This is a genomic window from Ferdinandcohnia sp. Marseille-Q9671, assembly GCF_976954385.1.
Window position 1 is genome coordinate 1 of sequence record NZ_CDRJTA010000002.1, and the last position, 22,725, is coordinate 22,725.

Annotated in this window: 24 protein-coding genes and 1 other annotated feature; all 24 genes read left to right on the forward strand. The window is 38.1% G+C overall.

Annotated elements, in window-relative coordinates; all coding sequences use genetic code 11:
* Positions 1-1,113: 1,113 nt before the first annotated feature.
* Positions 1,114-1,815, forward strand: a complete 702-nt coding sequence (locus ACWNMY_RS11555; protein ID WP_449538449.1) for an MgtC/SapB family protein — start codon at positions 1,114-1,116, stop codon at positions 1,813-1,815.
* Between the two features lie 185 nt (positions 1,816-2,000).
* Entirely contained in the window at positions 2,001-2,462 is a 462-nt protein-coding gene (locus ACWNMY_RS11560) for a CtsR family transcriptional regulator (RefSeq protein ID WP_449538628.1), read from the forward strand.
* 42 nt (positions 2,463-2,504) lie between these two features.
* The gene (locus ACWNMY_RS11565) at positions 2,505-3,050 is read left to right on the forward strand and encodes a UvrB/UvrC motif-containing protein (RefSeq protein ID WP_449538450.1); all 546 of its coding nucleotides are present in this window, start codon (positions 2,505-2,507) and stop codon (positions 3,048-3,050) included.
* A 3-nt stretch (positions 3,051-3,053) separates the two neighbouring features.
* A complete protein-coding gene (locus ACWNMY_RS11570; protein ID WP_449538451.1) occupies positions 3,054-4,148 on the forward strand; it encodes a protein arginine kinase in 1,095 nt (364 codons plus the stop codon).
* Positions 4,145-6,589 carry an ATP-dependent protease ATP-binding subunit ClpC gene (clpC, locus tag ACWNMY_RS11575; RefSeq protein WP_449538452.1) on the forward strand — a complete coding sequence of 815 codons (2,445 nt, stop codon included), beginning with the start codon at positions 4,145-4,147 and terminating at the stop codon, positions 6,587-6,589. Before ACWNMY_RS11570 ends, clpC begins: the two co-directional genes overlap by 4 nt.
* A 75-nt stretch (positions 6,590-6,664) precedes the next feature.
* Positions 6,665-8,035, forward strand: coding sequence for a DNA repair protein RadA (gene radA, locus ACWNMY_RS11580; protein ID WP_449538453.1), 1,371 nt, complete (start codon positions 6,665-6,667; stop codon positions 8,033-8,035).
* A 284-nt stretch (positions 8,036-8,319) separates the two neighbouring features.
* Positions 8,320-9,411, forward strand: coding sequence for a PIN domain-containing protein (locus ACWNMY_RS11585; protein WP_449538454.1), 1,092 nt, complete (start codon positions 8,320-8,322; stop codon positions 9,409-9,411).
* A gap of 202 nt (positions 9,412-9,613) precedes the next feature.
* On the forward strand, positions 9,614-10,300 hold the full coding sequence (gene ispD, locus ACWNMY_RS11590) for a 2-C-methyl-D-erythritol 4-phosphate cytidylyltransferase (protein ID WP_449538455.1): 687 nt from the start codon (positions 9,614-9,616) through the stop codon (positions 10,298-10,300).
* Positions 10,301-10,371: 71 nt separating this feature from the next.
* Entirely contained in the window at positions 10,372-10,854 is a 483-nt protein-coding gene (gene ispF, locus ACWNMY_RS11595) for a 2-C-methyl-D-erythritol 2,4-cyclodiphosphate synthase (protein ID WP_449538456.1), read from the forward strand.
* 166 nt (positions 10,855-11,020) lie between these two features.
* Complete coding sequence (gene gltX, locus ACWNMY_RS11600) at positions 11,021-12,478, forward strand: glutamate--tRNA ligase (protein ID WP_449538457.1); 1,458 nt, start codon at positions 11,021-11,023, stop codon at positions 12,476-12,478.
* 695 nt (positions 12,479-13,173) lie between these two features.
* A complete protein-coding gene (cysE, locus tag ACWNMY_RS11605) occupies positions 13,174-13,842 on the forward strand; it encodes a serine O-acetyltransferase (protein WP_449538458.1) in 669 nt (222 codons plus the stop codon).
* On the forward strand, positions 13,823-15,220 hold the full coding sequence (gene cysS / locus ACWNMY_RS11610; protein WP_449538459.1) for a cysteine--tRNA ligase: 1,398 nt from the start codon (positions 13,823-13,825) through the stop codon (positions 15,218-15,220). The genes cysE and cysS overlap by 20 nt, the downstream gene beginning before the upstream one ends.
* Before the next feature lie 3 nt (positions 15,221-15,223).
* On the forward strand, positions 15,224-15,631 hold the full coding sequence (locus ACWNMY_RS11615) for a Mini-ribonuclease 3 (protein ID WP_449538460.1): 408 nt from the start codon (positions 15,224-15,226) through the stop codon (positions 15,629-15,631).
* 18 nt (positions 15,632-15,649) lie between these two features.
* Positions 15,650-16,393: a 23S rRNA (guanosine(2251)-2'-O)-methyltransferase RlmB gene (gene rlmB / locus ACWNMY_RS11620; protein WP_449538461.1), complete on the forward strand. Its 744-nt coding sequence runs from the start codon at positions 15,650-15,652 to the stop codon at positions 16,391-16,393.
* 6 nt (positions 16,394-16,399) lie between these two features.
* Positions 16,400-16,909: an NYN domain-containing protein gene (locus tag ACWNMY_RS11625; RefSeq protein ID WP_449538462.1), complete on the forward strand. Its 510-nt coding sequence runs from the start codon at positions 16,400-16,402 to the stop codon at positions 16,907-16,909.
* A 127-nt stretch (positions 16,910-17,036) separates the two neighbouring features.
* Positions 17,037-17,690 carry an RNA polymerase sporulation sigma factor SigH gene (gene sigH, locus ACWNMY_RS11630; RefSeq protein WP_449538463.1) on the forward strand — a complete coding sequence of 218 codons (654 nt, stop codon included), beginning with the start codon at positions 17,037-17,039 and terminating at the stop codon, positions 17,688-17,690.
* Positions 17,691-17,837: 147 nt separating this feature from the next.
* The gene (gene rpmG / locus ACWNMY_RS11635; RefSeq protein ID WP_449538464.1) at positions 17,838-17,984 is read left to right on the forward strand and encodes a 50S ribosomal protein L33; all 147 of its coding nucleotides are present in this window, start codon (positions 17,838-17,840) and stop codon (positions 17,982-17,984) included.
* Positions 17,985-18,021: 37 nt separating this feature from the next.
* Positions 18,022-18,204 (forward strand): preprotein translocase subunit SecE, encoded by a 183-nt coding sequence (secE, locus tag ACWNMY_RS11640; RefSeq protein ID WP_449538465.1) that lies wholly within the window; start codon positions 18,022-18,024, stop codon positions 18,202-18,204.
* Between the two features lie 233 nt (positions 18,205-18,437).
* A complete protein-coding gene (gene nusG / locus ACWNMY_RS11645; protein WP_449538466.1) occupies positions 18,438-18,971 on the forward strand; it encodes a transcription termination/antitermination protein NusG in 534 nt (177 codons plus the stop codon).
* A 323-nt stretch (positions 18,972-19,294) separates the two neighbouring features.
* Positions 19,295-19,720: a 50S ribosomal protein L11 gene (rplK, locus tag ACWNMY_RS11650; RefSeq protein ID WP_010285014.1), complete on the forward strand. Its 426-nt coding sequence runs from the start codon at positions 19,295-19,297 to the stop codon at positions 19,718-19,720.
* Between the two features lie 165 nt (positions 19,721-19,885).
* Entirely contained in the window at positions 19,886-20,575 is a 690-nt protein-coding gene (gene rplA, locus ACWNMY_RS11655) for a 50S ribosomal protein L1 (RefSeq protein WP_449538467.1), read from the forward strand.
* 72 nt (positions 20,576-20,647) lie between these two features.
* Positions 20,648-20,776, forward strand: a sequence feature (ribosomal protein L10 leader region).
* A gap of 74 nt (positions 20,777-20,850) precedes the next feature.
* Positions 20,851-21,351 carry a 50S ribosomal protein L10 gene (gene rplJ / locus ACWNMY_RS11660; RefSeq protein WP_449538468.1) on the forward strand — a complete coding sequence of 167 codons (501 nt, stop codon included), beginning with the start codon at positions 20,851-20,853 and terminating at the stop codon, positions 21,349-21,351.
* A 61-nt stretch (positions 21,352-21,412) separates the two neighbouring features.
* Positions 21,413-21,775 carry a 50S ribosomal protein L7/L12 gene (gene rplL / locus ACWNMY_RS11665; RefSeq protein WP_449538469.1) on the forward strand — a complete coding sequence of 121 codons (363 nt, stop codon included), beginning with the start codon at positions 21,413-21,415 and terminating at the stop codon, positions 21,773-21,775.
* 125 nt (positions 21,776-21,900) lie between these two features.
* Positions 21,901-22,506: a class I SAM-dependent methyltransferase gene (locus tag ACWNMY_RS11670; RefSeq protein ID WP_449538470.1), complete on the forward strand. Its 606-nt coding sequence runs from the start codon at positions 21,901-21,903 to the stop codon at positions 22,504-22,506.
* The last annotated feature ends 219 nt before the right edge of the window (positions 22,507-22,725 follow it).

Genomic DNA, 22,725 nt, shown 5'->3' on the forward strand with positions numbered 1-22,725 from the left:
ACTTTGTCCCTGTGAGAGTAGGACGTCGCTAGGCAAACGAAAGATCAGCTATAATGGCTGGTCTTTTTTGATTTTAATAAACCGGAAGGTTTAGTGGAAGCAAAGAATCATTAGGATATAAATAAAGAAAATGAAGAATAAATGGTTGGGTTTCGAGGAGCAAGGAGTTCAAGGAAGCAAGTGAGCGACAACCGGAGTGTACAGCGTACATGAGGATTGGAGGGAGTGAAGCTGACGCAGAAATCCGAAGTTCATCGGAAGCCAACCACCGAACGCGGAAGTTAAGCTTCGGCGCCGATGGTAGTTGGGACTTTGTCCCTGTGAGAGTAGGACGTCGCTAAGCAAACGAAAGATCAGCTATAATGGCTGGTCTTTTTTGATTTTAATAAACCGGAAGGTTTAGTGGAAGCAAAGAATCATTAGGATATAAATAAAGAAAATGAAGAATAAATGGTTGGGTTTCGAGGAGCAAGGAGTTCAAGGAAGCAAGTGAGCGACAACCGGAGTGTACAGCGTACATGAGGATTGGAGGGAGTGAAGCTGACGCAGAAATCCGAAGTTCATCGGAAGCCAACCACCGAACGCGGAAGTTAAGCTTCGGCGCCGATGGTAGTTGGGACTTTGTCCCTGTGAGAGTAGGACGTTGCTAAGCAAACGAAAGATCAGCTATAACGGCTGGTCTTTTTTGTTACATAAAAATACCTAGGAATCCTGCTCTGGGACTTATACTCGTAAATCTATCCATCTCCAGAGTAACCAATATTTCATAAAGGTGCGATATTGTAATCTTTCAAATGTTTTTTAGATAAGCGATAGAATAATAATTACCTTGTTGATTTTGATTTTTCCTGTACTATCAGCACTCATTTTTTCCCCTAACCTTTTCCCCTATTTTTATCTATATATTTTGTACGATTGTCCATGATATAAATGTCTTACTTAATAGGGCAGAAATACTATTCTAAAAATTATCGGCAGAGAACTCATAAAATCACTAATTATCCGTATAAATATAAAACACTATTTTTTTCTGTTTTATAAAGGTGTTTTGGATTACCTATCGAATAAAATACTTAAACGGAATTTTAGAGATAAGACAAGGGGATGTAGGACATGGCACAATTTCTAGCATCTTTTCAAACTGAAGAGTTTTTTACTATGGCGGTTCGCATTTTTCTGGCAGCATTATTATGTGGATTGGTTGGTTTGGAAAGGGAGGTAAATAAGCATCCTGCTGGATTTCGTACCCATCTATTAGTAGGAGTAGGATCATGTTTAATGATGCTGATGTCTATATACGGATTTCAACCATACCTAGAAATGAGTGAAAATGTCCGATTTGATCCAGCTCGTATTCCTTCCTATGTCATAAGCGGTATTGGATTTTTGGGTGCGGGAACCATCCTAGTTAGGGATGCGACTGTTCGGGGTTTAACTACAGCTGCCTCTATTTGGGTTGTTGCTGGACTTGGATTAATAATTGGATTAGGGATGTACGCACCGGCTATTCTAACAACCATTGTAGTTTTACTAAGCCTAATTTTTCTTAACAGATTTGAGGAATACTTTTTTAAATCTACGAAACGAAAAACAGTACATATCATTATTAATGAAAACATTTCTTCGTTCTCTACTATACTGGAAATGTTTAAGAATAATGGCTTTAAAGTGAAGGACTTTAATATCAAGTACTCAAAGGACAAAATTAATAATAACTGTCAGTACACAATTGATATTGAAGTTACAACCAAAAAGGAACGCTTGCGCTTATACGAGGAAATGTCGAAGTTGGAAATAGTACAAAAAATTTTTTGATTTGGTGTTTAGAGCAGTGTGTGAAATGGCAAGTATAAGAAAGTAAATGCCTTTAATACCAATAATGAATGATTGCTGGATTCATTTTCAACAAGCGAAACAGTTGAAAAAATAAAGCGGTCATTTTATATTATAGTTATAGTCAAATATAGTCAAAGTCAGGGATAGGGTGAGGTGTGGATATGATGAGGAATATATCAGATATCATTGAACAGTATCTCAAAAATGTTCTTGATACGAGTGATCGAGCTATTGTTGAAATAAAAAGAAGTGAGATTGCCGATAAATTTGAATGTGTCCCATCTCAAATCAATTATGTTATAAATACACGATTTACCTTAGAGAGAGGATACTTGGTTGAAAGTAAACGTGGTGGTGGAGGCTACATTCGTATCATGAGGGTAACGGCGAATGATGACTCACAAGTCATAAATCAGCTTGTTCGTCTGATAGATAAACGAATCTCCCAAACGAGCGCAGAAGATGTCATATTCCGCTTAGTTGAAGAGGAAGTAATCTCGAAAAGAGAAGCAAAAATTATGCTAAGTGTAATTGATCGTTCGGTGTTGTTTATTGAGTTGCCCCATCGGGACGAACTACGAGCAAGAATGTTAAAAGCAATGCTGACTTCCTTAATGTATAGATAACCACTCTTTAAATTAAGTTTAGAAGTAGGAGAGGTGTTTACCATGATATGCCAAGATTGCAATAAGCGCCCGGCTACATTGCATTTCACAAAAATTATTAATGGCGAAAAGACAGAAGTTCATATATGTGAACACTGTGCACAAGAAAAAAGCGAGATGTTTATGTTTCCAGGCACATCTGGCTTTTCAATAGATAATTTATTAGCAGGTCTTCTTCATATTGAACCATTAGCAGGTTCCAAACAAAATGCATTCCAACAAAATGAAGTTTTACAATGTGATAGTTGTAAAATGACTTTTCAACAGTTTGCAAAGGTAGGACGTTTCGGCTGTTCTAATTGTTATCCAACCTTTGAAAAACAACTTACTCCAATACTAAAACGTCTGCATAGTGGAAATACACATCATTCTGGGAAAATCCCAAAACGAATTGGCGGTTCTTTCCATATCCGAAAAGAGATTGAACAACTAAAGCAAAAAATGAAGGAATATATTTCTTTAGAGGAATTTGAAAAGGCTGCAGAAGTTCGTGATCATGTAAGAGCGTTGGAGAAGAAGTTGAGTGGTTACGAAGAGGGGGAGGTGTAGTCTATGTCACTTGAGCGTTTTATCAATCAAGCACTAAGCTCTTGGATGAGCCAGCAGGGACCCGATTCTGATATCGTTTTAAGTTCAAGAATTAGATTAGCTCGAAACCTGAAAAATGTTCCCTTCTCCACTGTTAATTCAAATGAAGAAGCTCAAAAAATCGTAGATGTATTTCAAAGTGGATTTTCCGGAAAGAGTTTTCCTTCTCTGGGAGAGTTTGAGTTAGTAAAGATGATGGAGCTTCAGCCAATTGAAAAAAGAGTACTTGTTGAAAAACACTTGATAAGCCCTCATTTAGCTGAGGACTCACCCTTTGGTGCATGTCTACTATCAGAAAACGAAGAAGTTAGTATTATGGTAAATGAAGAAGATCATATTCGAATTCAGTGTTTGTTTCCAGGCTTACAATTAACTGAAGCCCTTCAGGTAGCAAATAACCTGGATGACTGGATTGAAGAACATGTTGATTACGCGTTTGATGAGACTAGAGGATACTTAACAAGTTGTCCAACAAATGTCGGAACTGGCTTACGAGCTTCTGTTATGATGCATCTACCAGCGTTAATCCTAACGCACCAAATGAGTCGCATTATCCCAGCGATTAACCAATTAGGCTTAGTCGTTAGAGGAATCTATGGAGAAGGTAGCGAGGCATTAGGGAATATCTTTCAAATTTCCAATCAAATTACGCTTGGAAAGACAGAGGAAGATATTGTTGATGATTTAAAGAGTGTCGTTGCTCAACTTATTTCTCAGGAGAGGTCTGCAAGAGAAGCACTTGTAAAAACATCGAATATACAATTAGAAGACCGTGTTTTTCGCTCTTATGGGGTATTAGCAAATAGCAGGATTATCGAATCGAAGGAAGCTGCAAAATGCTTATCAGATGTTCGATTAGGTATTGATCTTGGCTATATTGAAAATATATCTAGAAGTATCCTTAATGAACTCATGATTCTAACGCAACCTGGATTTTTACAATCGTATGCTGGCGGGGCATTAAGGCCAAATGAAAGAGATGTCAGAAGGGCGTCTATTATTCGAGAAAGATTAAAACTAGAAACTAATAAGACTGACATGGAGGGTGATGGGTTATGATGTTTGGCAGATTTACTGAGCGTGCACAAAAGGTGTTGGCATTGGCTCAAGAGGAAGCTGTACGATTGGGGCATAACAATATTGGAACTGAACATGTATTATTAGGTCTTATTCGAGAAGGCGAAGGAATTGCTGCTAAGGCACTTTTAGCTCTTGGTCTAGGGCCTGAAAAAATCCAAAAAGAAGTAGAAGCTCTAATCGGAAGAGGACAAGAGGGCTCTCAAACGATTCATTACACGCCAAGGGCGAAAAAGGTTATTGAATTATCGATGGATGAGGCACGTAAGTTGGGTCATTCCTATGTGGGGACTGAACACATCCTATTAGGGTTAATACGTGAGGGTGAAGGTGTTGCAGCTAGGGTGTTAAATAACTTAGGTGTAAGTCTAAATAAAGCTCGTCAACAGGTTTTACAACTGTTAGGAAGCAATGAATCATCTTCAGGGCACCATGGCGGAGGAACTGCCAACGCTAACACACCAACACTAGATAGCTTAGCTAGAGACCTTACCGCCATCGCACGAGAAGGAAGCCTAGACCCAGTGATAGGCCGTAGTAAGGAAATTCAACGTGTGATTGAGGTACTTAGTCGACGTACGAAAAACAATCCAGTATTAATTGGTGAACCTGGTGTAGGGAAGACCGCTATAGCAGAAGGGCTAGCACAACAAATTATAAATAATGAGGTTCCTGAAACACTTCGTGACAAGCGTGTCATGACTCTTGATATGGGTACGGTTGTTGCGGGTACTAAGTACCGTGGGGAATTTGAGGATCGTTTGAAAAAGGTAATGGATGAAATACGTCAAGCTGGTAATATTATTCTATTTATCGACGAGCTTCATACCCTAATTGGTGCTGGTGGTGCGGAAGGGGCAATAGATGCTTCTAATATATTAAAGCCATCACTTGCTCGTGGTGAATTACAATGTATCGGTGCTACAACTTTGGATGAATATAGAAAGTACATTGAGAAGGATGCGGCACTTGAGCGTAGATTCCAGCCAATTCAAGTAGATGAACCTACTGTTGAGGAATCAATTTTAATTCTAAAAGGATTGCGCGATCGTTATGAGGCGCATCACCGTGTCTCTATTTCTGATGAGTCAATTATCCAAGCTGTTAAGCTATCTGATCGATATATCTCAGATCGATTCTTACCAGACAAAGCGATTGATTTAATTGATGAGGCAGGTTCGAAGGTTCGCCTTCGTTCATATACGGCTCCACCGAATTTAAAAGAGTTAGAGCAAAAGCTAGAAGAAGTTCGTAAGGAAAAGGATGCCGCCGTTCAAAGTCAGGAATTTGAAAAGGCTGCTTCATTAAGAGATACAGAGCAACGACTTCGTGAACAATTAGAAGAAACCAAGAAAAGCTGGAAAGAAAAGCAAGGACAAGAGAATTCAGAAGTTACAGTGGAAGATATCGCGATGGTTGTATCAAGCTGGACGGGTGTACCAGTATCAAAACTTGCGCAGACAGAAGCAGATAAATTATTAAATATGGAAGAAATCCTACATTCACGTGTGATTGGTCAAGAGGAGGCTGTAAAAGCCGTTTCTAAAGCCGTTCGTCGTTCACGTGCAGGACTAAAGGATCCAAAACGACCAACAGGGTCATTTATCTTCCTTGGGCCAACAGGTGTAGGGAAAACAGAATTAGCTCGTGCTTTAGCTGAGTCCATTTTTGGTGATGAAGATGCGATGATTCGCGTGGATATGTCAGAATATATGGAGAAGCACTCCACATCTAGATTAGTAGGTTCACCTCCTGGGTATGTTGGATATGATGAAGGTGGTCAATTAACAGAAAAGGTACGTAGAAAGCCGTATTCTGTTATACTTTTAGATGAAATTGAAAAGGCGCATCCAGATGTATTTAACATCCTATTACAGGTCCTTGAAGATGGTCGTCTAACTGATTCAAAAGGGCGTACAGTCGACTTTAGAAACACAATTCTAATTATGACTTCAAACGTAGGAGCAAGCACTTTGAAACGTAACAAATATGTTGGCTTTGCCCTCGAGAGTGAAAAACAAGATTATCGGAATATGAAGGATAAGGTAATGGAAGAATTAAAGAAGGCGTTCCGTCCTGAATTTCTAAACCGTATCGACGAAATCATCGTTTTCCATTCTCTTGAGAAGAAGCATTTGAAGGAAATTGTGACTCTTATGGCAGATCAGTTAACCAAACGGTTAAAGGAGCAGGACTTTGAAATCACGTTGACAGATGCTGCGAAGGACCAAATTGCTGAAGAGGGCTATGACCCTGAATATGGAGCAAGACCATTACGTCGTGCCATTCAGAAGCAAATAGAGGACCGTTTATCAGAAGAACTATTACGAGGAAATATAGAAAAAGGCAAGAAGATCGAAATAGACTTCGATAATGGAGAATATGTAATTCGTTCGAAGGAAACTGTTAAGCAAGAAAGATAGATAATGAAATTGTGAGGAGGTATACATTCATTTGATTTATGTATACCTCTTTTTTAAAAGAAAGGACTAACCAAGATGGCGAAAACAAAGACAAAATTCACCTGTCAATCCTGCGGATATGAATCCGCAAAATGGATGGGAAAGTGTCCAGGTTGTAATGCATGGAATACACTAGTTGAGGAAATTGAGCAAAAGTCGGCTAGGAAAGGTGCATTTGCTCATTCAAGTCCCACCATTCAACGCAAGCCTTCTCCTATTACTTCTATCGAAACCGTTAAAGAACCTAGAATGTATACATCAAATAAAGAATTTAATCGAGTACTTGGTGGTGGAATCGTACAAGGTTCCCTTGTACTAATTGGCGGTGACCCTGGGATTGGGAAGTCTACCCTGCTGCTACAAGTATCCTCACAATTAGCCCAACAAAATAAAGTGTTATATATATCAGGAGAGGAGTCTGTGAAACAGACGAAGTTACGCTCTGACCGACTGGGTGTTACTTCAGACCAACTATACGTTCAATCTGAAACTGACCTAGAATTTATTTCCCAGACAATTTTAGAATTAAAGCCTCATTTCGTTGTCATTGATTCAATACAGACGATACATCACCCTGATGTAGCATCAGCTCCAGGCAGTGTCTCACAGGTTCGTGAATGTACGGCAGAGTTAATGCGAATTGCAAAAACCAACGGGATTGCAGTGTTTATAGTAGGGCATGTAACAAAAGAAGGCAATATAGCTGGACCACGACTATTGGAACATATGGTCGATACGGTTCTTTATTTTGAGGGAGAGCGTCACCATACGTATCGTATTCTACGTGCTGTAAAAAACCGTTTCGGTTCCACAAATGAAATGGGAATTTTTGAAATGAAGGAAACAGGCTTGGAGGAAGTTGCGAATCCTTCTGAAATCTTTCTAGAGGAGCGGTCGGCAGGCTCAGCAGGCTCAACAGTTGTAGCTTCGATGGAGGGGACACGTCCGGTTTTAGTTGAGGTTCAGGCACTAATATCCCCCACTAGCTTTGGGAATCCTCGCCGAATGGCTACTGGTATAGATCATAACCGAGTTTCTCTTTTAATGGCTGTTTTAGAGAAAAGAGCAGGGCTTCTCTTACAAAATCAGGATGCATATCTAAAAGTTGCCGGGGGAGTAAAACTCGATGAACCAGCAATTGATTTGGCAGTTGCATTGAGTATTGCATCAAGCTTTAAAGACAAACCGACACAACCTACAGATTGCATTATTGGAGAGGTTGGCTTAACAGGAGAGGTTAGACGTGTTTCGAGAATTGAACAGCGGGTTCAGGAGGCTGCAAAGCTTGGGTTTAAACGGGTGATTCTACCAGAGCGGAATATTGGTGGATGGACAACACCAAAAGGAATTCAAGTAATTGGGGTAAGTGATATTAGGCAAGCCATTAATCATACATTAGAAAAATAACAGAATAAGTGAAACATATTGTCCCATTAAAACGTATAACTAATAGCTGGTGTTTATGTACATACAAACCAAGGTGAATAGATATACAAAATGATTATCGTGCTGCTTTGTATGTAATTTTAAAAATTTCTAATGAAGTAGTAATAATTTTAGCAGGTTTAAAAAATAATATATTGGTATCGTTTTACACATCTATGTCATTCTGTTTACATTTTCAAAAAAGCTATTTATTGCAGGTTTCAATTATTATAAAGTGATTATAATGAATAAGAGGAGGTGAAGGAATGTTAAAACGTATTGTACAGCTATTTTTTCTTATCGTTGGAGGTATGCTTGGTATTGTTTATCTACCAGACTTACTAAAGCTGTTAAATATCGACAATATTCCATATGTTAATAATTCGTATACGCTTGCGATTTTAGGTGCTATTATATTATTTATTGTTACTTTTTGGTTGGTAGATTATATTGTAGGTCTTATCAAGTGGCTTGAAGAAACTTTAATTAAAGCTCCGGTTACAGATGTTCTATTTGGTAGCTTAGGGTTGATATCGGGATTAATTGTTGCATTTTTAATTGTCATTCCATTAGACCGAATTCATTTTTCTGTTGTGAATACGGTTCTTCCTATCTTTATTACTCTTCTCTTAGGTTACTTAGGATTTCAGGTTGGCTTTAAAAAGAGGGATGAACTGGTCAATTTATTCTCCATTAACCGATCAGGTAAGAAGAAGGGTATGGAGGAAGAAGAGGTAAACCAACAAGCCAAAAAGCTAAAAATTTTAGATACTAGTGTAATTATTGATGGTCGCATAGCGGATATTTGTCAAACAGGTTTTCTAGAAGGAACGATTGTAATCCCTAGATTTGTCTTAGAGGAACTACAACATATTGCAGATTCTTCAGATGTATTAAAACGTAATCGTGGAAGAAGAGGACTCGATATTCTCAATCGCATCCAGAAGGAACTATCAATCAAGGTTGATATTTACGAAGGTGATTTTGATGATATTCAAGAGGTTGATAGTAAATTAGTGAAGCTTGCAAAATTGACTATGGGTGTTGTTGTTACAAACGACTTTAATCTTAATAAGGTATGTGAGTTGCAGAATGTTGCGGTGTTAAATATTAATGACTTAGCAAATGCTGTAAAGCCAGTCGTTCTTCCTGGTGAGGAGCTTAGTGTTCAAGTTATTAAGGATGGTAAAGAGCATAATCAAGGTGTAGCCTATTTAGATGATGGCACGATGATTGTGGTAGAGGAAGGTCGCGACTACATTGGAAAACGGATAGATGTACTTGTGACGAGCGTATTACAGACATCTGCAGGTCGTATGATTTTTGCAAAGCCTAAGCTACTCGAAAAGGCCTTGTAGCGTTATTCTACAGTAGACACTAAGGTTTCCAGCTTGGATAATGTAAAAGGCTATAGTATATAGTTGTGATTCAATTCCACTGAATAAAGGTTAAGCCTCCGGTGGATGTCACAGATTTTCAAATGTAGTTTTTCGCACAGTCGAAAATAAACCAAGACTATTTGATTAACTTAATTTATTTATTTGATAGGGGCGCTACAAGATGAATTATCAAGTTGTAATTCCTGCAGCAGGGCAAGGAAAAAGAATGAATGCAGGGAAGAATAAACAATTCATCGAATTGCAAACAGTACCAGTAATTATTCATACATTACAAGTGTTCGAACGAGATCCCCTATGTACGGGAATTGTTTTGGTGATTAACAAAGATGAACAGCTAATGTTTGAAACATTGCTAGAAACGTATAGTATTAAAAAGGTAACTTCATTAGTACATGGTGGTAGTGAACGACAGTATAGTGTCTATAATGGGCTGATGGAAGTCAGTCATACAGACATTGTGCTGGTCCACGATGGGGCAAGACCTTTTGTAAAACAGGAACTTGTTCATGAGTTAGTAAAAGCAGCTTCAAATAAAGGAGCAGCTGTTTTAGCAGTGCCGGTAAAGGATACAATTAAACGTGCTACCGATGATTTATATGTTGATGAAACTGTTGAACGTTCTAGCTTGTGGGCAATCCAAACCCCACAAGCTTTTCATGTTTCTGTCTTAAAAGAGGCTCATGATAGAGCAAGAAACGAGAACTTTCTTGGAACAGATGAAGCTAGTCTCGTTGAAAGATTATCCAAACAAGTTTATATTGTTAAAGGTGATTATTTGAATATTAAACTAACAACTCCAGATGATTTAGTTTTTGCTGAGGCCATTTTACAAAACTGGACAAACTAGATAAGAGAAACGCAAGTCGTCTGGAGATAGATTAAAAAATAGTATTTACCTTTATAAAAGGGGGAGAATTCATGTTTCGTATTGGACAAGGCTTTGATGTTCATCAACTGGTTGAAGGACGTCCATTAATAATAGGCGGAATTACCATTCCATATGAAAAGGGATTACTGGGCCATTCTGATGCAGATGTATTGCTTCATACTGTATCAGATGCTTGTCTCGGGGCTATAGGAGAAGGGGACATTGGTAGACACTTTCCTGACACTGACCAAGCTTTTAAAGATGCCGATTCAGCTGAACTTCAAAAGTACGTTTGGCAACTCGTAAAACAAAAGGGTTATAAGTTAGGAAATATCGACTGTACAATTATTGCACAGAAGCCAAAAATGGCTCCATATATAGAACAAATTAGAGGAAGGATTGCAGAATTGCTAGAAGCAGATCCTTCTCAGGTTAACGTAAAAGCAACAACAACGGAGAAATTGGGGTTTACGGGCCGTGGTGAAGGAATAGCTGCACAAGCAACTGTACTGCTACAAAAGGCTGATATATAATAGCAATGATACTACTACTGTAGAATACCTTATTAGCGGGGTAAAAAACCTGCCTAATAGAGCATAGCCTCCTGGCGGTGCTTCGACTTTTTGACGTTTTTTTCGTGTGAGACTAAAAGATCGGTCGCATCTACGCCAAGGCGCAATTAATTGGAGGGTACATAATATGTCAAATAACGTACGAGTGCGATATGCACCAAGTCCAACAGGACACTTACATATAGGTAATGCAAGAACGGCCTTATTTAATTATTTGTTTGCAAGGAATCAAAATGGGAAATTTATAATTCGTATCGAGGATACTGATAAGAAACGTAATATTGAAGGTGGAGAAGAAAGCCAACTAAAATATTTAAAATGGCTAGGAATCGATTGGGATGAGAGTACAGATGTTGGTGGTGAATACGGCCCCTATCGTCAGTCAGAACGTAATGATTTATATCAAAAGTATTACTCCGAGTTACTTGAGAAAGAACTAGCATACAAATGCTATTGTACTGAAGAAGAAATTGAAAAAGAACGTGAAGAGCAACTTGAGCGTGGCGAAACTCCACAGTATTCTGGGAAGTGCCGCCATTTAACAAAGGAGCAACAGAGTGCATTTGAAGAAGAAGGAAGACAACCAAGCATTCGTTTTATGGTTCCAGAAGGAAAAGTGTATACCTTTCAAGATATGGTAAAAGGAGAGATTTCTTTCGAATCAGAGGGTATGGGTGACTTCGTCATCGTGAAAAAGGATGGTACTCCTACTTATAACTTCGCGGTTGCTATTGATGATCATCTTATGGAGATCTCTCATGTGCTGCGTGGTGAAGACCATATTTCTAATACACCAAAGCAAATGATGGTATATGAGGCTTTCAATTGGGATATTCCAACCTTTGGCCATATGACATTAATTGTGAATGAGACCCGTAAGAAGTTGAGCAAGCGTGACGAGTCTATTATTCAATTTATTGAGCAATACGAAGAGCTTGGCTATTTACCAGAAGCATTGTTTAACTTCATTACTCTTTTAGGGTGGTCACCAGGTGGAGAAGAAGAATTGCATACGAAGGAAGAGTTTATCGAAATCTTTGACCCAGCTCGTTTATCAAAATCACCTGCTGTTTTTGATACACAAAAACTGACTTGGATGAACAATCAATACATGAAGAATATTGATGTAGACCGTCTAGTAGAATTATCATTGCCACACCTAGTAAAAGCGGGAAAAATCAGTGAACAGTTGGATGAGTCACAAAAGCAATGGGCTCGTGACTTGATTGCATTACACCAAGAAAAAATGAGTTTTGGTGCGGAAATCGTAGAACTAACTGAACTATTTTTTAAAGATGAACTTGAACTAGAACAAGAGGCAAAAGAAGTACTAGCAGGAGAACAGGTACCTGAAGTATTGGAAGCATTTTTACAAGAAATTAATGGCTTAGAAGCATTTAGTGCAGAAGAGATCAAAGCATCCATTAAATCCGTTCAAAAATCGACTGGTCAAAAAGGGAAAAACCTGTTTATGCCGATTCGTGCGGCAGCTACAGGACAGCTACATGGACCTGATTTACCACAAGCCATTCATCTGTTAGGAAAAGACAAAATTATTTCTCGTGTAAAGGGTCTAATTAGTTAACATATTGATAAAAATGTAATATAGTATATGTAACCTTATTAAGAAGAAGTCCCTCACTTGTAAAAGTGGTAGGATGATTGCGATAAGAAAAATTAATTCAGTGGGTTCAAACTCGACTGAATAAAGGTAAAGCCTGCGGCGGATGCCACGATTTTTCAAGGAAATTTTCGAGCAAGCTCGAAAAAACCGGATGCAAATACGCCAAGGCGCATTGGAACTTTTAAAATAACATATGTGAAAAATGTTGATAAGGAGAGTAAATAAGTAGTTACCTTACCATATTTGTTCGAGTACCTCGAACAAGTATACACAGAGAGAACCATCACCGGCTGAAAGTGGTTTATGGAGAACGCTTATTGAAATGCACCTTTGAGTCTTTTTTTGAACCAGTTTGGTATTACACATACTGTAGTAGATAAAAGCGGAGTCTCACCGTTATGAGATTAAGTTGAGGTAGTGGAGTATCCCATTGCCTAAACAGAGTGGAACCGCGCAATTTTAGCGTCTCTGTGTGTATACACAGGGGCGCTTTTTATTTTTATTTAAAAAAAGTTATGTCTAGCTCTTGCACCCATAGGCTCATTGGTCTAAGTCAATCACTTCAGAGGGTATTTAGATCCTTCTAAACGTGTACATTTTATTCTTTTAGCCTAAGCTGTGCGCATTAGAGCTTTTCTTATAAGGAGGGTTGGATGATGTTTAAACGAATGAAAGAGGATATCGAGGTTGTTTTTGAGCAGGACCCAGCTGCAAGAACCCACATTGAAGTGATGCTTACCTATTCTGGCTTACATGCCATTTGGGCGCATCGTATCGCACACTTTCTGTTTAAACGAAAGATGTTTTTCCTAGCAAGAGTCGTTTCTCAAGTAAGCCGTTTTTTTACAGGAATTGAAATACATCCGGGAGCCAAAATAGGTCGTCGCTTTTTTATTGACCATGGAATGGGTGTAGTGATCGGTGAAACTTGTGAAATTGGAAATAATGTTACGGTGTTTCAGGGGGTCACACTTGGTGGAACAGGAAAAGAAAAAGGAAAACGGCATCCAACAATCAAAGATAATGCCCTCATAGCTACAGGTGCTAAGGTATTAGGATCAATTGTAATTGGGGAAAATTCTAAGGTAGGAGCGGGTTCGGTTGTTCTGCAAGATGTTCCGCCAAATTCAACGGTGGTCGGGATACCGGGGAGAGTCGTAATCCAGGATGGAATTAAAGTAAAGAATAGCAAAGACTTAAATCATAGCGATCTACCAGATCCGGTTTTAGATAAAATGAAAGAGTTAGAAAAAGAAATAAAAAGTCTAAAAGAGGAAATTAAGAAAAAGGAAGGTGCGAGGGATAATGCCCATTCACATCTATAATACGCTGACACGTAAAAAGGAAGAATTTAAGCCGCTTGAGGAAAATAAGGTAAAAATGTATGTATGCGGTCCGACTGTTTATAACTATATCCATATTGGGAACGCTCGCCCGGCTATAGTCTTTGATACCGTTCGTCGTTATTTTGAATTCCGTGGATTTAATGTTAATTATGTATCGAACTTCACAGATGTAGACGATAAGTTAATTAAAGCTGCAAATGAGCTAGGTGAGGATGTCCCTACCATTGCAGACAGGTTTATTGATGCCTACTTTGACGATGTGTCTGCATTAGGGTGCAAAAAAGCGGACGTACACCCAAGGGTTACAGAAAATATGGATATTATCATTGAATTTATTCAGGCCTTAATTGATAAGGGTTACGCCTATGAATCTGAAGGGGACGTATATTATCGTACAAGGGAATTTGAAGAGTATGGTAAGCTCTCTCATCAGTCTGTTGATGAATTACGCTTAGGTGCAAGGATTGAAGTTGGAGATAAAAAGCAGGATGCACTCGACTTTGTTCTTTGGAAGAGTGCAAAGGCAGGTGAAATCTATTGGGAAAGTCCGTGGGGGCAAGGTCGTCCAGGTTGGCATATCGAATGCTCTGCAATGGCGAAACGATACTTAGGGGATACGATAGATATTCACGCAGGTGGTCAGGATCTAGCTTTTCCACATCATGAGAATGAAATTGCCCAATCAGAGGCTGTAAACGGAAAAACCTTTGCTAACTATTGGATGCATAATGGATATATTAATATCGATAATGAAAAGATGTCTAAGTCGCTTGGAAATTTTGTATTGGTGCACGATATCATTAAAGAAACAGACCCACAGGTGTTACGATTCTTTATGCTTTCTGTTCACTATCGTCATCCAATTAACTATAGCCTTGATCTGCTAGAGAGCACAAAAAATGCATTAGATCGATTACGTACTTCGTATGCAAATTTAAAACATCGCCTGCAAAGCAGTACCAATTTGACGGTCAATGATAAAGAGTGGTTAGAAAAAATTAACGGTCTCAGAGATGAATTCACAGAAGCGATGGATGATGATTTTAATACAGCAAATGGGATATCTGTCTTGTTTGAGCTATCTAAACAAGCGAATTATTATTTACAAGAGAAAAACACGTCAGAAGAAGTTATTACGAAATTTTTAGAGGAATTTGAAGTGTTATTTACTGTTCTCGGACTTACACTAGAGGATGAAACGTTACTTGACGAAGAAATTGAGGATTTAATTGCAAAACGAAATCAGGCTAGAAAAGATCGCGATTTTGCTCTATCTGACCAAATTCGAGATGAATTAAAAGCACGTAACATTATTTTAGAAGATACTCCTCAAGGTACGAGATGGAAAAGAGGATGATCAATGTTATTTCTGTCAGAAGACCAAATTGATAGCCATCAGCTAAATAGTCTTGCACTTGCATATATGGGTGATGCCGTATACGAAATGTATGTTCGGCATTACCTTTTGCACAAAGGAAATGTACGACCAAACCAGCTGCATAATCGTGCGAAGCATTATGTATCTGCGAAAGCACAGTCTGCTACCCTACACCAGATGCTAGATAATGATTTTTTTTCAGAAGAGGAGCTAGCTGTTGTTCGTAGAGGCCGCAATGCCAAAAGTGGGACAGTTCCTAAAAATACGGATGTACAAACTTACCGCTATAGTACAGCTTTTGAAGCTTTGCTTGGCTATCATTATTTGCAAAAGAATACAAAACGAATTTATACCATAATTGAAGAGGTATTTCGAATTATTGAATCGTAAGAAAGGAGGAAACAGGAAATGGCAAGTGATTTTATCATAGGGAAAAATCCTGTTATTGAAGCCCTAAAATCAGAGAGAGATATTAATAAAATTTGGATTGCAGAAGGTTCGAATAGAGGACAGATGAATCAAATTACATCTCTTGCGAAGGAAACCAATGTATTGGTTCAATTTGTACCGAAAAAGAAAATTGATCAGATGGTGGAAGGAAATCACCAAGGAGTAGTGGCTCAAGTAGCTGCATATGAGTATTCGGAAGTTGATGACATTTTAGCTGCTGCTGAGAAACGAAATGAACCTCCATTTATTATTCTATTAGATGAGTTGGAGGATCCACATAATCTGGGCTCCATTCTTCGTACGGCAGATGCTGCTGGGGCACACGGGGTTATTATCCCAAAAAGAAGAGCAGTAGGTTTAACTGCAACTGTTGCAAAGGCTTCAACAGGTGCAATAGAGTATGTTCCAGTAGCGCGAGTGACAAATCTGGCTAGAACGATTGATGAGTTAAAGGAACGTGGCGTTTGGATTGTTGGAACAGATGCTAAAGGGAAAGAAGACTATCGGAATGTTGATGGCAATATGCCAATCGGGCTAGTGATTGGTAGTGAAGGGAAGGGAATGGGACGTCTGATAAGGGACAAGTGTGATTTCCTTTTACGCTTACCAATGCAAGGTAAGGTAACGTCTTTAAATGCTTCTGTAGCTGCTAGTCTACTTATGTATGAGGTATATCGCAAGCGGAATCCATTAGGAGAATAATTCATTATGGATATCCTGCTTGTTGATGGCTACAACATAATAGGTGCTTGGCCAGAGCTACGTCTTCTTAAAATAAAGGACTTTTCTGCTGCGCGTGATCTATTAATCGAAAAGATGGCTGAATATCAAGCATACACAGGATATAAGGTAATCGTAGTATTTGATGCTCACCTCGTACCGGGAATTGAAACAAAGATGAAAAGCCGTAAAATTGAAGTGATTTTCACACGGGAAAATGAGACAGCTGATGAGAGAATTGAAAAACTTGCTAAACAATTAAGTAATATAAAGACCCAAATCCATGTAGCAACTTCGGATTATACGGAACAATGGCAAATATTTGGACAAGGTGCATTACGAAAATCAGCTAGAGAACTCTTAACGGAAATGGAAGTCATTGAAACTCGGATTCAGCGCAAAGTCAAAAAAACCTATCAGGAAAAGAGTGTTTCAAAAATTCCTCTTACTGATGAAATTGCAGAAATATTTGAAAAATGGCGCCGAGGACAACGATGACCTGTTGACGCTTTGAAAAGTACTCCTGTATAATATTTCTAGATAGAGAATTTTATGAACATTACGTATTGTAGAGTAATGTATATCTTTTTTGAAACAACTTCTAAGGCAGGTCGGAGGGATCGGCGTGAGTTCAAGCTTCGATGATTATGGCAACAGGGTATATTATGACCGACTAGAGGATGAAGAAGTCGTAGAATTAGTCCATGCAGGAGAGAGTGAAGCGCTGGACTATTTAATCAATAAATATAAAAATTTTGTGCGTGCAAAAGCCAGATCATACTTTCTAATTGGGGCAGACCGTGAGGATATTGTTCAAGAAGGAATGATTGGTCTATATAAGGCCATACGCGACTTTAAGGAGGACAAGCTATCTTCTTTTAAAGCGTTTGCGGAGCTTTGTATTACACGTCAAATTATTACTGCGATTAAAACTGCGACAAGACAAAAACATATACCTCTAAACTCCTATGTTTCGTTGGACAAGCCGATTTATGATGAAGAATCAGACCGTACATTAATGGATGTCATCTCAGGTGCAAAAGTGTTAGACCCTGAAGAACTGATTATTAATAGGGAAAAGTTTGATGACATCGAATTAAAAATGGCAGAACTCCTAAGCGACTTGGAACGCAAGGTGTTATCATTATATCTAGATGGTAGATCGTACCAAGAGATATCAGAGGATTTGAAACGACATGTGAAGTCTATTGATAATGCACTGCAACGAGTAAAAAGAAAACTAGAACGTTATTTAGAAATTCAAGAGATTAAACTATAAACAATATAGTCATTACCCATTATTTACAGCTAATAGCCAGTATTGACAGATAAATCAAGCCTATGATACATTTTTAAGGATATATAGAGAGTATTTTCAAATTCCTAGAAATTGAATGCAAAAGCATTTTACATGGATGGTGATAAAATGCGAAAAAAAGTCATCTTAGCTTGTGTTGAGTGCGGTAGTAGGAATTACTCAACCATGAAAAATAGTGCTTTAGCTGAACGACTAGAAATGAAAAAGTTCTGTAAGACTTGCAATTCTCACACGAGTCATCGTGAAACGAAATAGATCAGGGTCGTCTTTGATAAAGTTGGAGGTTACATGGATGAAGGGCATAACGCAATTTTTTCGTAATGTAGTACGTGAAATGAAGAAAACAAGCTGGCCAAAGAGAAAAGAATTAACACGTTATACAATTGTTACTTTAACGACAGTTATCTTTGTATCAGTGTTTTTTGCTGTAATCGATTTAGGAATTTCTGAATTAATTCGTTTGGTACTTGAATAAACACGGTACACTCATGGTATAATGATGGATAATAAAGGAATTCACAAAAAGCCCGGAAACGGGTTTTTTTAGTTGCAAAAAAATAGATCTTCAAAGAGTACTGAAAAATATTGTACTTTTCAACAAATTCAGTAGAAGACTTGTTTTCTAACATATTTCGTAAGGAAAGCCCGCAAAATAATAGTAATGGTAATTTGTTCACACAGGGAGGGAAGGACAAGCAGTCCTAACAAATGGAAAAGAATTGGTATGTTGTTCATACGTATTCGGGGTATGAAAATAAAGTAAAAGCAAATTTAGAAAAACGTGTAGAATCAATGGGTATGCAGGACAAGATCTTCCGCGTGGTTGTACCGGAAGATGAAGAAACAGATATTAAGAATGGAAAAAAGAAGATCGTTAAAAAGAAAGTATTCCCAGGTTATGTATTAGTTGAGCTTATTATGACTGATGATTCTTGGTATGTTGTACGAAACACACCTGGAGTTACAGGCTTTGTAGGGTCAGCGGGGTCTGGTTCAAAACCAACACCTCTTTTACCTGAGGAAATAACTTTTATCCTTAAGAGAATGGGAATGGACGAAAGACCTATTGAGGTTGATTTTGAATTAAAAGAAACTGTACGAGTTAAGGAAGGTCCATTTACAAACTTCACTGGTGCAATTGAAGATCTAGATGCAGATAAGCAAAAGGTGAAAGTTCTTGTAAATATGTTTGGTCGTGAAACGCCAGTAGAATTAGACTTCTCCCAAATAGAAAAGATCTAGTAAGTAATTCATGTTCCAAAAGTTGACAAGTCAGAAGTGAAGAAGCCTATAAAAGACAGTTTCGTGGGACAGAATGTATGTAACACATACAGGTAACAGAGCGACGTAGAGATATACAGTCTTATCGGTCGATGACTTTTTGAACATCTTTTTAGAAAAAACTTGATAATCATAAACGAAAGTGGTAATATTGCATAAGTCAGTATGTCTCAAAGATAAAGAGACTAGCTATGCTAATATTCTTTATTAATATATAAAGAATGATGATGAGTGGGAGGGTGAATCCCTATTACCACATCACGGACTTTAAGGAGGTGTGTCTCGTGGCTAAAAAAGTAATTAAAGAAGTTAAATTACAAATTCCAGCTGGTAAAGCTAACCCAGCGCCACCGGTAGGACCAGCATTAGGTCAAGCAGGTGTTAATATCATGGGATTCTGTAAAGAGTTCAATGCTCGTACAGCAGAACAAGCTGGTTTAATTATTCCTGTTGTAATCACTGTATATGAGGATCGTTCATTTACATTTATTACGAAAACTCCTCCTGCTGCAGTTCTTTTAAAGAAAGCGGCTGGTATTGAGTCTGGTTCTGGTGAACCTAACCGTAATAAAGTTGCAACAGTTAAGCGCGATAAAGTACGCGAGATTGCAGAAACAAAGATGCCTGATTTAAATGCAGCAAATGTTGAATCTGCAATGCGTATGGTTGAAGGTACTGCTCGTAGCATGGGAATTGTTATCGAAGACTAATTCCAAATTGTTACATCGTTATGGGGTTGCGGATGGAACAACTATTTCTCTATTCGCAACCTTTGTTCTGTCTAGCGGTAGAAGAACACTTATAGTTTAATATAGGTGTTCTTGCTAGGCGTGGGAGGTTATTCCGTTAAAACCACAATTGAGGAGGAAATTATTATGGCAAAAAGAGGTAAAAAGTACGTTGAAGCTGCTAAATTAGTAGAACGTACAAAAGCTTATTCAGTTGCGGAAGCAGTTGAACTTGTTAAGAAAACTAACACAACTAAATTTGATGCTACAGTTGAAGTTGCATTCCGTTTAGGAGTTGACCCTAAGAAGGCTGACCAACAAATTCGTGGTGCAGTTGTTCTACCACACGGTACTGGTAAAACTCAACGTGTATTAGTATTCGCAAAAGGTGAAAAGGCGAAAGAAGCAGAAGCTGCTGGAGCTGATTATGTAGGTGATAGCGAGTATATCAACAAAATCAACCAAGGTTGGTTTGAATTTGATGTAATCGTAGCTACTCCTGACATGATGGGTGAAGTTGGTAAACTTGGTCGTACGTTAGGACCTAAAGGTTTAATGCCAAACCCTAAAACAGGAACTGTTACATTTGATGTAACAAAAGCTGTGAATGAAATCAAAGCTGGTAAGGTTGAATACCGTGTTGATAAATCTTCTAACATCCATGTTCCAATTGGTAAGATCTCATTTGATGATCAAAAACTAGTTGAAAACTTTACTACAATTTATGAAACTATGCTTAAGGTTAAGCCGTCCGCAGCTAAAGGTACTTACATTAAGAACATAGCTGTTTCTTCAACGATGGGACCTGGCGTAAAAGTTGACGCTTCTACTTTTTAATAACTAACAATTGCTAAATAGTGGATATTGACTTTTGCGATAGCATTTCATATAATAGATTTTGTTGTTAACAAAAGAATAACATTTGTACCGTAGACAGTAGGTGCTTCAATAGCTTAATTTCCTACCGAGGTGTAGTAAACATTACTTGAAAATTACTACCTCTATGTCTACTTGACATAGAGGTATTTTATTCTAGAAAAGGGTTCGGACTTCGGACGCCTTTCAACACCGAACGGTATTAAGTGTCAAAATTACTCGCAGGAGGTGTAAGAATGGGTAATGCAGTTGAACAAAAGAAACAAATTGTAACTGAAATAGCAGATAAATTACGTGAAAGTAAATCAACAGTTGTTGTTGACTACCGTGGTCTTTCTGTTGCTGAAGTAACTGAACTTCGTAAGCAACTTCGTGACGCTGGTATCGAATTTAAAGTGTACAAAAACACTTTAACTCGTCGTGCTGCAGAACAAGCTGAACTTGCTGGTTTAAATGATGCATTAACAGGACCGAATGCAATTGCATTCAGTAATGAAGATGTGGTTGCTCCTGCTAAAATTCTTAATGATTTTGCTAAAAAGCATGAAGCATTAGAAATTAAAGCTGGTGTAATCGAAGGAAACATCGCAACACTTGAAGATGTTAAAGCTCTTGCTGAGCTACCATCACGCGAAGGTTTACTTTCTATGTTGCTTAGCGTGCTTCAAGCTCCAATTCGAAATCTTGCTCTTGCTACTAAAGCAGTTGCAGATCAAAAAGAAGAGCAAGGCGCTTAATCTGATACAAAGAACACAATTCGAAATTCAAATAGGATAAATATTTAAGGAGGATTTTCTAATGACTAAAGAACAAATCATTGAAGCAGTTAAATCTATGACTGTTTTAGAACTAAATGACCTTGTAAAAGCAATCGAAGAAGAATTTGGTGTAACTGCTGCTGCTCCTGTAGCTGTAGCTGGTGGCGGAGCTGCTGAAGCTGCTGCTGAGCAAACTGAATTTGATGTTGTATTAGCAGATGCTGGTGCACAAAAAATCAAAGTTATCAAAGTTGTACGTGAAATCACTGGTCTTGGCTTAAAAGAAGCTAAAGAACTAGTTGACAACACTCCAAAAGCTATCAAAGAAGGCGTTTCTAAAGAAGAGGCTGAAGAAGTTAAAGCTAAACTTGAAGAAGTTGGAGCTGGCGTAGAAGTTAAGTAATAACTAGTAACGTAAGAAAAAAGCTCGCTTTTATAGCGAGCTTTTTTTTACAACTGCAGCTTTTTATTTTTCTAGGGTGTGAAAGGGGTATACTGTCATATACTCTTATGTTGGGAGATGCATGAATGGGCGAACATTATTATACTAGTAAACCAATCGTGGCAAGTGACCAAAAAACATGGCCGTTTGAACTAAAGGGTTATACATTTACATTTACGAGTGATAGTGGAGTTTTTTCGAAAAATGAAGTAGACTTTGGATCGAGGTTGCTAATAGAGGAGTTTGTAACTCCCGAAGCTGCCGGGCCATTTTTAGATGTGGGTTGTGGATATGGGCCGATTGGACTTGCGCTTGCAAAAGTACATGAGGAACGTTTGATTGAAATGATTGACGTGAATGAACGTGCAGTCGATCTCTCAAAGAGGAATGCAGAACTAAATAAAGTTCACAATGTAGAAATTCATATAAGCAATCTCTTTGAAAATGTTGAAAAGCGTGGTTTCGCGGCAATTTTATCAAACCCACCGATTCGTGCGGGAAAAAAAGTGGTTCATCATATTTTAGAAGAAAGTTATCATTATCTAGTGCCTGGTGGAGAACTTTGGGTTGTCATACAGAAAAAACAGGGTGCACCATCTGCCATTCAAAAGCTTGAATCGATTTATGATGAAGTAGAGGTAGTTGAAAAGAAGAAAGGTTACCATATCGTTAAAGCAGTGCGTGCTAAATAGTACGTAAGATATATTGTTGAATCAAAGGAAAAAAATATTTGACTGGTAATTTTTCCTGTGGTAGCATTATATAATGCCGATATGTAATTTTTCCATGTATAACTAAAAAATTAAATATATGTATAAATATAGTATGTATGGAAAAACTAATAAAATCAATAGTTCGTTTTTTGAAAATGTGGTTTTCTTAGTAGAAACCCTTTTTCTTTTTGTCTATAA

What these genes read in the sequence shown, in the direction of transcription:
- ACWNMY_RS11555 (WP_449538449.1), top strand. Translation starts at nt 1,114, where the DNA reads ATGGCACAATTTCTAGCATCTTTTCAAACTGAAGAGTTTTTTACTATG.
- ACWNMY_RS11560 (WP_449538628.1), top strand. Translation starts at nt 2,001, where the DNA reads ATGAGGAATATATCAGATATCATTGAACAGTATCTCAAAAATGTTCTT.
- ACWNMY_RS11565 (WP_449538450.1), top strand. Translation starts at nt 2,505, where the DNA reads ATGATATGCCAAGATTGCAATAAGCGCCCGGCTACATTGCATTTCACA.
- ACWNMY_RS11570 (WP_449538451.1), top strand. Translation starts at nt 3,054, where the DNA reads ATGTCACTTGAGCGTTTTATCAATCAAGCACTAAGCTCTTGGATGAGC.
- clpC (WP_449538452.1), top strand. Translation starts at nt 4,145, where the DNA reads ATGATGTTTGGCAGATTTACTGAGCGTGCACAAAAGGTGTTGGCATTG.
- radA (WP_449538453.1), top strand. Translation starts at nt 6,665, where the DNA reads ATGGCGAAAACAAAGACAAAATTCACCTGTCAATCCTGCGGATATGAA.
- ACWNMY_RS11585 (WP_449538454.1), top strand. Translation starts at nt 8,320, where the DNA reads ATGTTAAAACGTATTGTACAGCTATTTTTTCTTATCGTTGGAGGTATG.
- ispD (WP_449538455.1), top strand. Translation starts at nt 9,614, where the DNA reads ATGAATTATCAAGTTGTAATTCCTGCAGCAGGGCAAGGAAAAAGAATG.
- ispF (WP_449538456.1), top strand. Translation starts at nt 10,372, where the DNA reads ATGTTTCGTATTGGACAAGGCTTTGATGTTCATCAACTGGTTGAAGGA.
- gltX (WP_449538457.1), top strand. Translation starts at nt 11,021, where the DNA reads ATGTCAAATAACGTACGAGTGCGATATGCACCAAGTCCAACAGGACAC.
- cysE (WP_449538458.1), top strand. Translation starts at nt 13,174, where the DNA reads ATGTTTAAACGAATGAAAGAGGATATCGAGGTTGTTTTTGAGCAGGAC.
- cysS (WP_449538459.1), top strand. Translation starts at nt 13,823, where the DNA reads ATGCCCATTCACATCTATAATACGCTGACACGTAAAAAGGAAGAATTT.
- ACWNMY_RS11615 (WP_449538460.1), top strand. Translation starts at nt 15,224, where the DNA reads ATGTTATTTCTGTCAGAAGACCAAATTGATAGCCATCAGCTAAATAGT.
- rlmB (WP_449538461.1), top strand. Translation starts at nt 15,650, where the DNA reads ATGGCAAGTGATTTTATCATAGGGAAAAATCCTGTTATTGAAGCCCTA.
- ACWNMY_RS11625 (WP_449538462.1), top strand. Translation starts at nt 16,400, where the DNA reads ATGGATATCCTGCTTGTTGATGGCTACAACATAATAGGTGCTTGGCCA.
- rpmG (WP_449538464.1), top strand. Translation starts at nt 17,838, where the DNA reads ATGCGAAAAAAAGTCATCTTAGCTTGTGTTGAGTGCGGTAGTAGGAAT.
- secE (WP_449538465.1), top strand. Translation starts at nt 18,022, where the DNA reads ATGAAGGGCATAACGCAATTTTTTCGTAATGTAGTACGTGAAATGAAG.
- nusG (WP_449538466.1), top strand. Translation starts at nt 18,438, where the DNA reads ATGGAAAAGAATTGGTATGTTGTTCATACGTATTCGGGGTATGAAAAT.
- rplA (WP_449538467.1), top strand. Translation starts at nt 19,886, where the DNA reads ATGGCAAAAAGAGGTAAAAAGTACGTTGAAGCTGCTAAATTAGTAGAA.
- rplJ (WP_449538468.1), top strand. Translation starts at nt 20,851, where the DNA reads ATGGGTAATGCAGTTGAACAAAAGAAACAAATTGTAACTGAAATAGCA.
- rplL (WP_449538469.1), top strand. Translation starts at nt 21,413, where the DNA reads ATGACTAAAGAACAAATCATTGAAGCAGTTAAATCTATGACTGTTTTA.
- ACWNMY_RS11670 (WP_449538470.1), top strand. Translation starts at nt 21,901, where the DNA reads ATGGGCGAACATTATTATACTAGTAAACCAATCGTGGCAAGTGACCAA.